Source organism: Hydrogenophaga taeniospiralis, assembly GCF_020510445.1.
GTDB lineage: Bacteria > Pseudomonadota > Gammaproteobacteria > Burkholderiales > Burkholderiaceae_C > Hydrogenophaga.
This window is the reverse complement of record NZ_JAHBAG010000001.1, coordinates 975009-988233: the sequence shown is the minus strand read 5'-3', so window position 1 is coordinate 988233 and position 13225 is coordinate 975009. Positions and strand designations below refer to the sequence as shown.

Sequence of the window (13225 nt, the reverse complement as noted above, 5' to 3'; positions counted from 1 at the left end):
GCTCGGCCTCAGTCCCCGCGCAGCATCCAGCGCGCCGCCTTCTCCGCGATCATCAGCGTGGGGCTGTTGGTGTTGCCGCTGGTGATGGTGGGCATCACGCCCGCGTCCACCACGCGCAGGCCGGCCACGCCGCGCACGCGCAGGTGGCTGTCCACCACGGCCAGCGGGTCGTCGGCGCTGCCCATCTTGGTCGTGCCGACCGGGTGAAAGATGGTGCTGGCGATGTCGCCGGCCAGGCGCGCGAGCTCTTCGTCGCTCTGGAACTGCACGCCGGGCTTGAACTCTTCGGGCTGGTAGTTGGCCAGCGCCGGCTGTGCGACGATGCGCCGCGTCACGCGCAGGCTGTCGGCCGCCACACGCCGGTCTTCGGGCGTGCTCAGGTAACACGGCGCGATGGCCGGCGCGTCCGACGCCTGCGCCGAGGTGATGCGCACATGGCCGCGGCTGGTGGGGTTGAGGTTGCACACGCTGGCGGTGAAGGCCGGGAAGCTGTGCAGCGGCTCGCCGAACGCGTCCAGGCTGAGCGGCTGCACGTGGTATTCGAGGTTGGCGTAGGGCTGGGCCGGGTCGCTCCGGGTGAAGGCGCCGAGCTGGCTGGGCGCCATGCTCATGGGGCCGCTGCGCGTGAACGCGTATTCCAGCCCGATGGCGGCCTTGCCCCAGAGCGAGTTGGCCAGGGTGTTGAGCGTCTTGGCGCCCGTCACCTTGTAGACCGAGCGGATCTGCAAATGGTCTTGCAGGTTGGCGCCCACGCCGGGCAGGTCGTGCTGCACCGCGATGCCGTGCCGCTGCAGCAGCGCCGCCGGGCCCAGGCCCGAGAGCTGCAGGATCTGCGGCGAGCCGATGCTGCCCGCGCTGAGCACCACTTCCTTCGCCGCCACCACCGCCACCTTCTGGCCGCCGCGCTGCAGCTCGGCGCCGGTGCAGCGCAGTGCGCCGTTGGCCTCACGCTGCAGCGTGAGCCGCTGCACCTGCGCCTGCGTCCACACCGTGAGGTTGGGCCTCTGCCGCACCGGTCGCAGAAAGGCTTTCGAGGCGTTCCAGCGCCAGCCCGCCTTCTGGTTCACTTCAAAGTAGCCCACGCCTTCGTTGTCGCCGGTGTTGAAGTCGGTGGTGGCGGGGACGCCGGCCTGCTGCGCCGCCTTGGCGAACGCGTCGAGCACGTCCCAGCGCAGGCGCTGCTTTTCGATGCGCCACTCGCCCGTGCTGCCCAGGCTGCGGTTGCCGTGCAGCAGGGCCAGCGCCGGGTTGGTCATGCTCTCGTTGGCGGCGTCGAGGCGGTAGTGGTCTTCGTGCGCCTTGAAATCGGGCAGGCACTGGCTCCAGGCCCAGCTGTGGTCGCCCGTGAGCCGCGCCCACTGGTCGTAGTCGCGCGCCTGGCCGCGCATGTAGATCATGCCGTTGATGCTGGAGCAGCCGCCCAGGCCCTTGCCGCGCGGGTAGCGCAGCCGGCGGCCGTTGAGGCCCGGGTCGGCCTCGGTCTGGTAGAGCCAGTCGGTGCGCGGGTTGCCGATGCAATACAGGTAACCCACGGGGATGTGGATCCAGTGGTAGTCGTCCTTGCGGCCGGCTTCGATCAGCAGCACGGTCTTGCCCGCGTCGGCGCTGAGGCGGTTGGCCAGCAGGCAGCCGGCCGTGCCGGCGCCGATGACGATGTAATCAAAGGTGGTTGGGCTCATGGTGGGTTCACTCGGGGGGCAAGGAGTCGTCGGGCAGGCTGAAGTCGCCGCGCTGGTAGGCCGCGACCACCGCCTCGGCCTCGGCGAAGCGGTGCGCGGGCACCAGCACACGCACCTGGATCGCGCCGGCCAGCAGGGTGTGGGCCTGCACCAGGTGCGCGTCGGCCACCACTGCGGGCACCCCGGCCGACTGCAGGCAGCCGCGCAGCAGGTAGGCCTCGGTCGGGCTGAAGAAGGTGGCCAGCGTCTGCCAGTCGCCTTCGGCCGGGTCGTAGGGGCTGTCGCCGTGCATGGTCAGGGGCGTCGGTGAAGGCGCTGGGTATTTGCAGTGCTCATGGTCTTCTCACAGGAATGGCGCGAGTTTGTGGACCGGCCGCGCAAAAGTCCAATGAAATCGCCCGAGGCTTGGTATAAGTCTGGCAAATAATGAAAGCGCCCATGCCCCCACCCACACCCCCCACCGCCGCGCCCGGCCGCCTGCCCACCGTGGACCCGCAGACCCTGCGCGCCTTCGTCGCCGTGGCGCGCGAAGGCAATGTGTCGCGCGCCGCGTTGCGCCTGCACCTGAGCCAACCGGCGGTGAGCCTGCAGCTGAAGACCCTGGCCGAAGCCACCGGGCTGGCGCTGTTCACCCGCACGCCCCAGGGCATGGTGCTCACGCACGACGGCGCCGCCCTGCTGCCCGTGGCCGAGCGCGCGCTCGCCACCCTGGCCGACTTCGGCCAGGCCGCCGCCGCCCTGCACACCACCGTGCGCGGCACGCTGCGCATCGGCACCATCCTCGACCCGGAGTTCACCCGCCTCGGCGCCTTTCTGAAACAGCTGGTCGAATCCAGCCCGCAGGTGGGCACCGAGCTGCGCCAGGGCATGAGCGGCGACGTGCTGGCGCAGATCGCGCGCGGCGAGCTCGACGTGGGCTTCTTCCTCAACCTGCCCGACGACCCGGTGGGCGCGCCCTACCGGCTGCGCGCGCTGACCCGCTTCACCTACCGCGTGCTCGCGCCCGCTGGCTGGGGCCCGCAGGTGCGCGGCAAAGACTGGAAAGCCCTGGCCGCCCTGCCCTGGCTCGCCACGCCGCCGGCCAGCGCCCACCACCGGCTGCAGCGCCGCGTGTTCGGCCCCGGCTCGCTCACCGGGTTGGAGCCCCGGCGCGTGGCCCTGGTGGACCAGGAAGCGTCGATGCTCGACCTGGTGAAAAGCGGCGTCGGCCTGAGCCTGGTGCGCGACGCCATCGCCATGCGCGAAGCCCAGGCCCGCGGCCTGGTGGTGGCCGACAAGGTGGCGCTGGAATGCGACCTGAGTTTTGTTTGCCTGGCCGAACGGGCGGGGGAGCCGGTGATTGCGGGTGCTTGGGGGGCACTGGAGGCGGTTTGGGGGTGAGGGGTGTTCGCCCGAGCGCCATGGGCACGCAGGCTACGACTCCGGCAGGTCTTCGTGGAGACAGAGGTAGTTCCCCTCCGTGTCCTTGAACCATGCCGCCTTCTCGGCCCCCAGAACGCAGACGTGGTTCACCGTCTTCAGCCCCGGGAAATCGTAGTCCTCGAAGGTCACCCCCGCCTGCTTCAGCTCTTCAATGCTGGCGGCAATGTCCGCCACCTGGAAGCTGATCGCCGTGTGGTCGGCCTTGGTCCCTTCGGGCTTCGGAAACAGTGCAATCGTGGTGCCACCCACCGTGTAGATGAACTTTCCGTCGGGCCTGAACCCACTGGGCTTCAGACCCAGGCAGCCCTCGTAGAAGGCGCGGGCGCGGTCCATGTCCTTGACCGGCAACATCGTTGTGACAGAGGCATCGGACAACATATGCAGTCCTTTCGCTCAACCCGGTCCTGTCCCAGCCACCAGATACCCGGTACGCCGTCCGCCGGGGCTCAAGCTTATGCCTCTCGGCGCTGTGGCGCCAGTGCAGATGCGGGCCGCAAGACAGGGGCTACGCGCCATTGACGTGGTGAAACGCGGTGTGGGCTTGAGCTTGGTGCGCGACGCCATCGCCTTGCGCGACGCCCAGGCCTGCAGCCCTCGTGGTTGCCGACTTGGTGGCGCTGGAATGCGCCCTGTGTTTCGTTTGTCTTGAGGAGCGGGCGGGGGAGCCGGTGATTGCGAGTGTTTGAGAGGCGCTGGAGGCGGTTTTGGGGTGAGGGGGTTTTGGTTGTGACGCTTCAATTTTGACTCCGCCCTCCATTAAACTGTGCCATCAAACCATGGAGAAATGCATGCACAGGATCGTCAAGGCACACCTCGAAAGTTTCGTGAAAAGTTTCAGCCTCGAAGCAGATGAGGAATCTGCTCAGTTCGAGAAATTTTCGACGTACTGCGTTATTTCGAATCGGTTCGGCGGGACGTTTGATTTAGATGATGTGACAACAGGACCTAGCGACGAGGGAGTAGACGGCGTCGCAGTGATCATTGATGAGACTGTTACAGCCTCTGTTGAAGATGCGCAAGCCATCTTTTCGGGGGCCCGTCGGAATCACGATGTAGATGTTCTATTCGTCCAGGCAAAGCGTTCAGAAGGATTTGATCTAGGGGATTTTCTCAAATTCAAGGAGGGAATTCTACGGTTCGCGACACAGACGCCATATGCAGTAGTTGATGAAGTGTTAGCTGAGGCAAGGAAGATGTTTGACACCGTTGTCGAGCAAGTACCAAAGGTACGGAACGGCAAACCATCGCTCACTGCACGCTTTATAGCGACAGGCCAGTACCAAAAGCCAGCCGCCCTAGAAACGGCACGTGCCGACTTCATCGCTCAGCTAAATGAACTCGGCCTATTCCATGAAATAGATGTGCGATTTGTCGATCGCGATGAGTTGACGCGCTTGTGGGTTGGGACGTATTCCGGTATCAGCGCCAGCCTACCCGCGTTTAGCACGGCACCACTACCTCAAATTACTGGAATTGATGAGGCCTACCTCGCAGTTGTACGTGCTAGTGATTTCGTAAACAACCTACTTTTAACCGAAGAAGGAAGTCTTCGTACACAAGTATTCGAAGAGAACGTGCGCTCATATCTTGGCGACGAAAATCCAGTAAATCAGTCCATTGCTGCGACGCTCGAATCGGATACCGCAAGCCGCTTCCCAGTTTTGAACAACGGAATCACCATTGTGAGTCCAGACGTGAAGCTTCAGGGAACAACCTTACACTTGACGAACTACCAAATCGTCAACGGCTGCCAAACCTCGAATGTTCTATTTGAGAATCGAGAAAAGCTCGGCGATGTAATGGTCAACATTAAAGTAGTCAAGACACAGCTTGAAGACGTGTTTTCAGAACTGGTTCGTGCAACCAACAGTCAAACAAAAGTCGAGGACACGCAGTTTTTATCCCTGCGCCCCATCATAAAAAAGGTAGAGCAGTACTTCAACACATTTGAAGGCGCTGAAAGCCGTCTATATCTTGAGCGAAGAGACCGACAATACGTAGGTCAGGACATAGCAAACACTCGGATTTTTTCTCTTCATAACGCGGCAAAATGCGTTGCAGCGATGTTTTGCAACCGGCCAGATCTGGCGGGGCGCTATCCAAAGCAAATGTACGAAGAGCTGACAGAGACCATTTTTGACGATGGCGTGAAGGAGGCTGTTTTCTATGCTGCCTGTGTCACCATGTATCGTTTTAATCTATTGGTTTCAAACAGCACCGTCCCACAAAATATGAAGCGTTTTAAATGGCACATGCTTCCGCTTGTAAGAGCTTTGGTAGGTGCTGGTGGATCTTATCCATTGAACTCAAAGAAAACTGAGACGGAAGCTCTGAGAATCATCGCTATCATGGGAAAACATGGTCAAGAGGCCACTGACCATTTCAGTAAGATTGTGAGCATTTGCCAGGGACTTGGAGAGGTAAGTAGTGATAGGCTCAAAAGACAAGCGATCCTAGGAGAGATGTTGGCATTAATCTAGTCGGCGGTCCGCTGAGCAATAAAGCCACGAGGTTCAGACTAGTGAAGTATTCGGCCCGCCAGGGCCGCAAATCGTATCGAAGAAATACGTGGCGTTGGCTCTCGCAGTCGATCTAATCCGCAAGGTTACACATGAGCAAGTCCACGCCTCTCTCAAGTCATTCAAATTAATTTATTGATTTGCATGCATTCTTTAAAAGACCGGAAACAATTGAGGTACAGACGGATCACCCACTTCGCCAATCATTCAATCGGGAGAAATTGGCCCGGCTAGCCGGCAACGCCTGTCATCTCAAACGTTGGTCATCATGACAAGCTCTTCCATGCAATACCCCGCGACTAGTGCTCGCCTGTCATTGGCCTCTCGGTTCGGCTTGCCCTATTCCGATGACATGCAAGACTGGGAATGGCAGGTCGCAGACAGCCAACGATTCCAAGAATTTCTTCTCGCGTATCGTTCTGCGAAGTTGACTGACGATGAACGGTTTTCGTTGATGGAAATTCTCGTTCAGTGTGTTGAAGACTTGGGGTTATCTTCTCATGCTGGGGCGGTTTGGGCCGATCTCGAGCCCCTGCTGGTGAAAGACTTGCCACTGCACCGCACAACCATCGAGTACTGGTCTTGCCGCGGTGAAGTCGACCCGGAATCCAAATTCAACGTCTCGCCTCAAATGCGCAAGGTCAGCGCGTTGCTTGACCGATGAGAAGCAGCCCCACTTCATCCGGCGCTATCTCAACGGTGACACCCAATCACTTGGTCAATGTTCTCCCGAGCTCAGTTCTACACATACTCAGAATACTGGGGCGCCTTGCCACGCTGCAGCGTTGAACCGAGTCTTCAACCAAGATTGAAAAGGATGAAGAACTGGCACTCAAACCGCCATCTCAAATACATCGCCGCAAGATTTGCAGTTGCAACTCTGATCGTCTTGCTTCTCGGCTTCATTTTCTCGGTTGACAGGAGAGTTTGGATTCCCGTCACGATTACTGCAGCGGCTCTCTTGACCATGAATTTGTGGGACTGGTGGAGAAATCATCGCGATCACCCCACCCAAACAAGGTCCGACTCCAAGAAGCCAAATTAGGTCATGAAGGACTGGTACGCTGAGCGTCCTGATTTGTTTGTCAAGCGTCCCTACGATCATCCGGGATGCGACAGCTACGGCGTCGTGCACCTCGTTGGCGTCGCTCAGATATGGGGGCACCTCTGAGCGCCTTGCCGCCCATCATCCTTCGTGCTTCAGTGGCAGATGACGCAGGCTTTGCCTACGACGTCACCGAAAAAACCATGCGTGGCCATGTTGTCGCGACTTGGGGCGAATGGCGGAGCGATGTTGTGCGAGAGGCTCTTCGTGCCCAAGCCGCTGGCGGGACAGCGCAGGTCATTGAACTCAACGGCGCAAAGGCCGGGTGGCTCGTGATCGAACGCCAAACATCCCATTTCCAGCTGGAGCAGCTTTTCGTCTTGCCTGAGTATCAGAGCCAGGGTATTGGCACGCGGATCGTCCAAGATCTCATCGAGGAAGCGTCTTCCCTCAAGCTTCCTGTACGCCTTCGCGTGCTGGCGGTCAACCCAGCCCGGCGGTTCTATGAGCGCATGGGTTTTTCAGTTGTTGAAGTCGCTCAAGAACGGGTCCTCATGGAACGAGCGCCACAAGATACCCCTGCAACGGTCACCAGACCGGCCACCGGTCCGCTGCCGTAGCAGGCCGTGAAGAAGCATCGCTGGACGATAGGGGTCACCATGCGATTCAGCTCTGATTGGTTGGGGGAGACGAGACCGTGAAGAGCACCGTCCCTTTTCAAGCACTCGGTTCCTCTTGCGCGCCCGCAGCCCCCCGCTCCCCCCGACGGCCCAGGTAGGGCAACGCGAACAGATACAGCCCCGTCAACAGCAACAGACCCAAGGGGAGCAGCGGCGCGTAGGTCACCCAGGGTGGGGGTTCGCCCTGCCCTTGAGCGCGGACGACGAAGTTGGCGATGACCGTCGCCGTGAAGGCCATGGACACCCAGCGGTGGGCCCGGCGAAACCAGGCGCTGCCGCTCATTTCGCGCTCCCTGCGGCGGCCTGGATCATCTTCCAGCCGTTGCCCGCCGGGTCGCGGAAACCGGCGTCCACGTTGCCAAAGCGTTCCACCGGCTCCTGCGTGAACTCCACGCCCCGGGCGCTCCATTGCGCGTAGGTGGCCCGGCAGTCGGCCACGGTCAAGACCAGCGGCGGCATGGCGCCTTTGGCCACCATGGCGCGCAGGGTCTGCGCGGTCGCCTCGTCGTGCATGGGCGACCCGGGCGCGAACAGGCCGAGCTGAAACGATGGCTGCTCTGGGTGCTGCACCGTCAGCCAGCGATAGGCGCCATTGCGCACGTCCGTGTGCACGCGGAAACCGAGCTTGTCGACGTAGAACGCCAGCGCCTCGTCCTGGTCGTTCACGTACACGCCCACCACATTGATACCGATACCTTGGCTCATCACATCTCCTTGGTTGAATCCTTGAGGGATGGCCGGTTTGTACCCTTCGCCACGCGGCGGCGCTTCTCCGAAACTGCTGTGGTGAGGTCTGGCCGCTGCGCGGCCTTCAAGACGCAGGCAGGCACGCGATCGAGTGGCCCCGTGGTAGCCCTGGCGTGGCGGCGCAGGGCGCTCGGGCTTTGGCCGGTGACGTCGCGGAAGGTTCGCCCGAAGGTGCCCAGGCTTTCCCAGCCGGTGGCGAAAGCGATCTCGGTGATGGGCAGCTCGGTGTCGCGCAGCAGCGTGCTGGCCTGCTCGATGCGCCGCGTCAACAGGTAGCGGTGTGGCGGGATGCCGAAGGCCTGCCGGAACGAGCGCGCGAAATGGGCTTCGGACACCCCGCTGACCTCGGCCAACCGCTTCACGGGCCAGGCTTCATGCGACGCGGCGTCCATGCGGTCTTTGGCGCGCAGCAGGCGCCGCAGCAGGGCCGGGTCTTGCAACCCGGCGGCGTCCAGCGGCGCAGCGGGCAATGCGTCGGGGGCCTCGCCCAGCGGGCGGCCCGATCGGGGCCCTTCTGGCCGGCGCCTGTCCATCTGGAGCGCTCTACCGCACCGCCCCGAACCGCTGCTCCATCTCGCGGCGCATGGCTTTGCGCACCTCGGCCGCGGCGTGGCGGCGGCGTTCGTCGGGTGAGAAGGGGCGCAGCGGGGCCACGGGGATGGGTTTGCCGGCGTCGTCCACCGCCACCATGGTGAAGAAGCAGCTGTTGACGTGGCGCTTGGCCTGGGTGCGGATGTTTTCCGCGATCACCTTGATGCCCACTTCCATGGACGAGCTGCCGGTGTGGTTGACCGAGGCGAGGAAGGTGACGAGTTCGCCCACGTGGATGGGTTGGCGGAACATGACCTGGTCGACGCTGAGGGTGACGACGTAGCTGGCGGCGTAGCGGCTGGCGCAGGCGTAGGCCACCTGGTCGAGCAGCTTGAGGATGGTGCCGCCGTGCACGTTGCCGGAGAAGTTGGCGGTGTCGGGGGTCATCAGCACCGTCATGCTGAGCTGGTGGGCGGGCAGTTCCATGGGGTCTTCGCGGGGGTGTGGGTTGAACGGGCGCCCGGCCCTGCGCGGGCGAGCAGCCGCGATGGTGCCACGCGGCGCAAGGGCCCGCCAGCCGGCGGGGCTTGGCCGGCCGTGGCGGGCCCGGCGCCGGGGCGCCATGTTCAAGCGGCTTGCCAGCCCTGCCAGAGCGTCCACACCCCGCCGAGCACGAGCAGCCATCCCAGGCCCTGCCCGGCCCGCATCTGGGCGCGCCCGCTGCCGCGCAGCCAGGTTTTGACGCGCACGCCGCCCAGCGCCACGGCGCCGTACACCGCGAACTGCGTGGCCGCGATGATGGCGCCCATGGCCACGGCCTGCGCCGCCAGCGGGCCGTATTCGGGCCGCACGAACTGCGGGAACACGGCGACCATGAAGAGGTAGGCCTTGGGGTTGAGCAGGCCGCGGCGGAAGGTGGTGGGCCAGGGCCGCGAGTGCGCGGCGCTCACCTCGCCCAGCGCGGCCGCGCCGCGCACGAGCTGCCAGCCGATCCACGCGAGGTAGAGCGCGCCGGCGCTGAGCAGGGCGTTGAACAGCTGAGGCAGCGCCTGCAGGGCGAGGCCGACGCCGAGGCCGGCCATGACGGTGTGCACGACGCCGCCGGTCACCACGCCCGCGAGCGCGGCCAGGCCGCCCTTGAGGCCGTCGACCAGCGTGCTGCCGAGCACGAAGGCCATGTCCAGGCCCGGCAGCGCGATGATGCCGAAGACCAGCAGAAAGAAGAGCCAGAGGTGGGCCGTGTGGGCCAGGTTGAACCATTCCATGGGGGTGCGGGGCGTGTGGTTGAGGGGTTTGCATGGTGCCTGCCGTAACATGCCATCTGATGTCATGTTTGAATCCCACCGCACGAAAAATCTGAAATGAAAGCCAGCCGCTTGTTGTCGATCCTGATGCTGCTGCAGGCGCACGGCCGGCTCACCGCGCCGGCGCTGGCGCGTTCGCTGGAGGTGTCGGTGCGCACGATCCTGCGCGACGTGGACCAGCTCTCGGCGGCGGGCGTGCCGCTGTGGGGCGAGCGGGGGCGCCAGGGCGGGTTTCAGCTGCGCGAGGGCTGGAGCACGCAGCTCACGGGGCTGACGGAGCCGGAGTCGCAAGCGCTGCTGCTGGCCGGGCTGCCGGGCGCGGCGACCGACCTGGGCCTGGGCGCGGCGGCGGCTTCGGCGCGGCTGAAGATGGTGGCGAGCCTGCCGGCCGAGTGGCGCGAGCAGGCCGACCGCGTGGGCGCGCGCCTGCACATCGACCCGGTGGACTGGTACCGCGCGCAAGAGACGCCGGCGCATCTGCGCGAGGTGGCCGAGGCGGTGTGGCACACGCGGCGCATCGCGCTGCGCTACGAGAGCTGGCGCGGCCAGGCCGAGCGCGAACTGGAGCCGCTGGGCCTGGTGCTGAAGGCGGGCACCTGGTACATGGCGGCGCGGGCGTCGGGGCAGGACGCCGTGCGCACCTACCGGCTCGGCGCCGTGAAGACCCTGCGCACGCTGCCCACGAAATTCCGCCGGCCCAAGGCGTTTGACCTCGCGGCCTACTGGCAGGCCTCGGCCGCCCGCTTCGAGGCCGAATTGCGCACGCTGCAGGCGCGGGTGGCCGTTTCGCCGCGCGCCCTGGGCTGGTTGCACAACGAGCGCATTCCCTTTGCCCCCGACGCGGCGCCGGGCGGCGACCCGGCCCGCGCGGGCTGGACCACAGTGCTCATGCCCGTCGAGTCCATCGAACACGGCGCGCGCCGGCTGCTGTCTTACGGGGCCGAGGTGGAAGTGCTGGAGCCCGCCGCGCTGCGCCAGCGGCTGCTGGACGAGCTGGCGGCGACGCGGGCGCTGTACCCAGCGGCGGGTTGATCGGGCGCTTCAGCCGGCCGGCTGCGCCATGAAGAAGCGCAGCATCTCGGCCGAGGCGTCGGGGCCGTTGCTGTCGGTGTAGCTGCCGGCCGCGTCGCCGCCGGACCAGGCGTGGCCGGCGCCGTGCAGCGTCCAGACTTCCACGCGGGGCTGGCCGCTGGCGTCGCTGTGCACGGTGCGGGTGTAGCCGCGGCCGCCGGGCGCAACGCCTTGCTCGGTGCGGCTGCGCAAGCCGGCTGGGCCCGCCGCGGCGGGCTGGGCGGCGTGGGCCCCCAGGGCCTGCTGCTCGATGTGTTCGGCGTTGCTGAGCTTGACGGTGCGATCGTGGTCGCCGTGAAACACGATGGTGGGCACGGCCTGCGTGGTCTGGCGGCGCGGGTCGTCCGCGGTGCCGGGGAAATGCGGCATGCCCATCACGGCGTGGCCTTTCATGGCGGACAGGGCCGACGAGATGTCGTGCGCGGCGGCGTAGGGCAGGCCCGAGTGGGCGCCCACGGCGGCGAACAGCTCGGGGTAGGTTTCCCCCAGGATCACGGCCATGGCCGCGCCGGCCGAGAGCCCGGCCACGAAGACGCGTTTCGCGTCCACCGGGTGTTCGGCCACCATGGCCTGCACCATGTCGGCGATCAGCTCGGCCTCGCCCCCCTCGCGCGCCTGGCTTTCGGCGCGAAACCAGTTCCAGCAGCGCGAGGCGTTGGCGGCCACGGCCTGCTCGGGGTAGAGCACCAGAAAACCGTGTTGGTCGGCCAGGCGGTTCATCTGCGTGCCGGCGGCGAAGTCGTCGGCCGACTGGGTGCAGCCGTGCAGCATGACCACCAGCGGCATGGCTTTGGCCTTGGCCTTCGCGGCCTGCGGGGGCAGGTAGAGCTTGTAGGCGCGGCTGCCCACGACGGCGCTGAAGCTGCCGGCGAGGAACTGGCCTTCGGCGGGATGGGCGGCTTCGGCCGTGCCTTCTGCCTCGGCCGGTGGGGCGGGCTCGGTGGCGGGCCGCTTGGCCGCCGGGGCTTCGGCATCGGGCGGCGTGGCCACTTCGCGCGCCACCACGTCGATGGTGTCGCCCTTGCCGGTCGCGCGCGGCGCGGGCGCGGCGTTGGGCGGTGGCGCCACCCCGCCACCCAGGCCCGCCGACGACAGGGCCCGGCGGATCGTCTCGGTGACGCCGCGCATGGGGCCGCTGCGGGTGTTCAACCCGGCGGCCTTGAGCGCGCGTTCGATGGTGTCTTGGATGTTCATGGCAATGGCACTCGGGACGGTGGTGGGGTGGGCGGGCGACGGGTTGTGGGGTTTCAAATTCAAATCGGGGGTTTGCTTTCGGCGTGCGCGGGCGCGTGGGAGCGTCTGCGGGTGGGTTGAATCGGTTGAAGAAAAGGAGGCGTCAGAGCATGCGGCCGGCCAGCGCCAGCCGCACGGCAGCGCTGGCATGGAAAGCGCCCAGCACCGATACCGACGCGATGGCCGCGAGGGCCAGCTCGGGCGAGACGTCGTCGGCGATGCGCGCCAACCCGACCACCTGGATGTTCAGCTGCTGCCCGGCGGCCACGGCGCGTTCCAGATCGGTGCGGCTCAGGTGCTGCAGGCCCAACATGAGCATGCGCCGTGCCACCGCCTGGCGCAGCGTGTCCGCATGGGAAGCGAGCAGGTTGCGCACAGCGGTGCGGATCAGGTCGGAGCGGTTGGAATAGAACCCTTCCTGCACCAGCAAGTCCACCTGCCCCAGGTCCACCACACCGAGGTTGATGGTCATCTTCTCGGTTTCGCCGACCCGGGCTCTGGGGTCGGTCAGTTTGTTCTCGGCCATCTTGTCACCATCCTTATGGAATCCATATGGATGGCATTTAAACACGTTTGGGCGCAACGGGGGCTGTTCAACGTGAACCCACCGACCTATCATCCGCCTGCTTCGGCACACTTCTTTCAACAAACAGGAGCGAACATGGCAGGCAGCTACGAACTGGGTTCGAACGGCAAAGGGCAGTTTTCCTTTGTCCTGAAAGCGGGCAACGGCGAGGTGATTCTGCGCAGCGAGCAGTACGACACCAAGACATCGGCGGAGAACGGCATCAAGTCCGTGCAGACCAACTGCGGCACCGACGCGCGCTACGAGCGCAAGGACGCCTCCGACGGGCGCTGCTACTTCAACCTCAAGGCCGCCAACCACCAGGTGATCGGCACGAGCCAGATGTACAAAGCGGCGGCGGGCCGCGACGCGGGCATCGAGTCGGTGAAGACCAACGGCACGACGGCGACGGTCAAGGTGGTCTGAGCG

General features: G+C 65.0%; 16 protein-coding genes. 6 read left to right on the top strand and 10 right to left on the bottom strand.

Annotated elements, in window-relative coordinates; all coding sequences use genetic code 11:
- Nucleotides 1-8 precede the first annotated feature (8 nt).
- Both KIH07_RS04840 and KIH07_RS04835 read right to left on the bottom strand, forming a co-directional pair.
- Complete coding sequence (locus tag KIH07_RS04840; RefSeq protein WP_226490895.1) at nt 9-1679, bottom strand: GMC family oxidoreductase; 1671 nt, start codon at nt 1677-1679, stop codon at nt 9-11.
- Between the two features lie 7 nt (nt 1680-1686).
- Complete coding sequence (locus KIH07_RS04835) at nt 1687-1971, bottom strand: putative signal transducing protein (RefSeq protein ID WP_226490894.1); 285 nt, start codon at nt 1969-1971, stop codon at nt 1687-1689.
- A 146-nt stretch (nt 1972-2117) separates the two neighbouring features.
- Between KIH07_RS04835 and KIH07_RS04830 the strand changes: the two genes are divergently transcribed.
- On the top strand, nt 2118-3059 hold the full coding sequence (locus KIH07_RS04830) for a LysR family transcriptional regulator (RefSeq protein ID WP_226490893.1): 942 nt from the start codon (nt 2118-2120) through the stop codon (nt 3057-3059).
- Nucleotides 3060-3092: 33 nt separating this feature from the next.
- On the opposite strand, the gene KIH07_RS04825 is transcribed toward KIH07_RS04830, so the two are convergent.
- Nucleotides 3093-3479, bottom strand: a complete 387-nt coding sequence (locus tag KIH07_RS04825) for a VOC family protein (protein WP_226490892.1) — start codon at nt 3477-3479, stop codon at nt 3093-3095.
- A gap of 410 nt (nt 3480-3889) precedes the next feature.
- Here KIH07_RS04825 and KIH07_RS04820 point away from each other — a divergent pair, with 410 nt between their 5' ends.
- The 3 genes from KIH07_RS04820 (at nt 3890) to KIH07_RS04810 (ending at nt 7285) form a co-directional block, all read left to right on the top strand.
- Nucleotides 3890-5581: an AIPR family protein gene (locus tag KIH07_RS04820; protein WP_226490891.1), complete on the top strand. Its 1692-nt coding sequence runs from the start codon at nt 3890-3892 to the stop codon at nt 5579-5581.
- 322 nt (nt 5582-5903) lie between these two features.
- Nucleotides 5904-6284, top strand: a complete 381-nt coding sequence (locus tag KIH07_RS04815) for a hypothetical protein (protein WP_226490890.1) — start codon at nt 5904-5906, stop codon at nt 6282-6284.
- Nucleotides 6285-6796: 512 nt separating this feature from the next.
- The gene (locus KIH07_RS04810) at nt 6797-7285 is read left to right on the top strand and encodes a GNAT family N-acetyltransferase (protein ID WP_226490889.1); all 489 of its coding nucleotides are present in this window, start codon (nt 6797-6799) and stop codon (nt 7283-7285) included.
- A gap of 97 nt (nt 7286-7382) precedes the next feature.
- Here KIH07_RS04810 and KIH07_RS04805 read toward each other — a convergent pair whose 3' ends face one another.
- The 5 genes from KIH07_RS04805 to KIH07_RS04785 all read right to left on the bottom strand — a co-directional run bounded on the left by KIH07_RS04805 (nt 7383) and on the right by KIH07_RS04785 (nt 9888).
- Nucleotides 7383-7628: a hypothetical protein gene (locus KIH07_RS04805; protein ID WP_226490888.1), complete on the bottom strand. Its 246-nt coding sequence runs from the start codon at nt 7626-7628 to the stop codon at nt 7383-7385.
- Entirely contained in the window at nt 7625-8050 is a 426-nt protein-coding gene (locus tag KIH07_RS04800; RefSeq protein ID WP_226490887.1) for a VOC family protein, read from the bottom strand. The genes KIH07_RS04805 and KIH07_RS04800 overlap by 4 nt, the downstream gene beginning before the upstream one ends.
- Complete coding sequence (locus tag KIH07_RS04795) at nt 8050-8625, bottom strand: helix-turn-helix domain-containing protein (protein ID WP_226490886.1); 576 nt, start codon at nt 8623-8625, stop codon at nt 8050-8052. Before KIH07_RS04795 ends, KIH07_RS04800 begins: the two co-directional genes overlap by 1 nt.
- Nucleotides 8626-8635: 10 nt before the next feature.
- Complete coding sequence (locus KIH07_RS04790) at nt 8636-9109, bottom strand: acyl-CoA thioesterase (protein WP_226490885.1); 474 nt, start codon at nt 9107-9109, stop codon at nt 8636-8638.
- Between the two features lie 140 nt (nt 9110-9249).
- On the bottom strand, nt 9250-9888 hold the full coding sequence (locus tag KIH07_RS04785; protein WP_226490884.1) for a LysE family translocator: 639 nt from the start codon (nt 9886-9888) through the stop codon (nt 9250-9252).
- Nucleotides 9889-9984: 96 nt separating this feature from the next.
- On the opposite strand from KIH07_RS04785, the gene KIH07_RS04780 reads away from it, so the two are divergent.
- Nucleotides 9985-10959 carry a helix-turn-helix transcriptional regulator gene (locus KIH07_RS04780; protein WP_226490883.1) on the top strand — a complete coding sequence of 325 codons (975 nt, stop codon included), beginning with the start codon at nt 9985-9987 and terminating at the stop codon, nt 10957-10959.
- 9 nt (nt 10960-10968) lie between these two features.
- Here the strand turns inward: KIH07_RS04780 and KIH07_RS04775 are convergent, their stop codons facing one another.
- Nucleotides 10969-12192 (bottom strand): alpha/beta hydrolase family esterase, encoded by a 1224-nt coding sequence (locus KIH07_RS04775; protein WP_226490882.1) that lies wholly within the window; start codon nt 12190-12192, stop codon nt 10969-10971.
- A gap of 142 nt (nt 12193-12334) precedes the next feature.
- Nucleotides 12335-12757, bottom strand: a complete 423-nt coding sequence (locus KIH07_RS04770; RefSeq protein ID WP_226490881.1) for a CopG family transcriptional regulator — start codon at nt 12755-12757, stop codon at nt 12335-12337.
- 135 nt (nt 12758-12892) lie between these two features.
- On the opposite strand from KIH07_RS04770, the gene KIH07_RS04765 reads away from it, so the two are divergent.
- The gene (locus KIH07_RS04765; protein ID WP_226490880.1) at nt 12893-13222 is read left to right on the top strand and encodes a YegP family protein; all 330 of its coding nucleotides are present in this window, start codon (nt 12893-12895) and stop codon (nt 13220-13222) included.
- Nucleotides 13223-13225 lie beyond the last annotated feature (3 nt).

What these genes read in the sequence shown, in the direction of transcription:
- KIH07_RS04840 (WP_226490895.1), bottom strand. Translation starts at nt 1,679, where the DNA reads ATGAGCCCAACCACCTTTGATTACATCGTCATCGGCGCCGGCACGGCC.
- KIH07_RS04835 (WP_226490894.1), bottom strand. Translation starts at nt 1,971, where the DNA reads ATGCACGGCGACAGCCCCTACGACCCGGCCGAAGGCGACTGGCAGACG.
- KIH07_RS04830 (WP_226490893.1), top strand. Translation starts at nt 2,118, where the DNA reads ATGCCCCCACCCACACCCCCCACCGCCGCGCCCGGCCGCCTGCCCACC.
- KIH07_RS04825 (WP_226490892.1), bottom strand. Translation starts at nt 3,479, where the DNA reads ATGTTGTCCGATGCCTCTGTCACAACGATGTTGCCGGTCAAGGACATG.
- KIH07_RS04820 (WP_226490891.1), top strand. Translation starts at nt 3,890, where the DNA reads ATGCACAGGATCGTCAAGGCACACCTCGAAAGTTTCGTGAAAAGTTTC.
- KIH07_RS04815 (WP_226490890.1), top strand. Translation starts at nt 5,904, where the DNA reads ATGCAATACCCCGCGACTAGTGCTCGCCTGTCATTGGCCTCTCGGTTC.
- KIH07_RS04805 (WP_226490888.1), bottom strand. Translation starts at nt 7,628, where the DNA reads ATGAGCGGCAGCGCCTGGTTTCGCCGGGCCCACCGCTGGGTGTCCATG.
- KIH07_RS04800 (WP_226490887.1), bottom strand. Translation starts at nt 8,050, where the DNA reads ATGAGCCAAGGTATCGGTATCAATGTGGTGGGCGTGTACGTGAACGAC.
- KIH07_RS04795 (WP_226490886.1), bottom strand. Translation starts at nt 8,625, where the DNA reads ATGGACAGGCGCCGGCCAGAAGGGCCCCGATCGGGCCGCCCGCTGGGC.
- KIH07_RS04790 (WP_226490885.1), bottom strand. Translation starts at nt 9,109, where the DNA reads ATGGAACTGCCCGCCCACCAGCTCAGCATGACGGTGCTGATGACCCCC.
- KIH07_RS04785 (WP_226490884.1), bottom strand. Translation starts at nt 9,888, where the DNA reads ATGGAATGGTTCAACCTGGCCCACACGGCCCACCTCTGGCTCTTCTTT.
- KIH07_RS04780 (WP_226490883.1), top strand. Translation starts at nt 9,985, where the DNA reads ATGAAAGCCAGCCGCTTGTTGTCGATCCTGATGCTGCTGCAGGCGCAC.
- KIH07_RS04775 (WP_226490882.1), bottom strand. Translation starts at nt 12,192, where the DNA reads ATGAACATCCAAGACACCATCGAACGCGCGCTCAAGGCCGCCGGGTTG.
- KIH07_RS04770 (WP_226490881.1), bottom strand. Translation starts at nt 12,757, where the DNA reads ATGGCCGAGAACAAACTGACCGACCCCAGAGCCCGGGTCGGCGAAACC.
- KIH07_RS04765 (WP_226490880.1), top strand. Translation starts at nt 12,893, where the DNA reads ATGGCAGGCAGCTACGAACTGGGTTCGAACGGCAAAGGGCAGTTTTCC.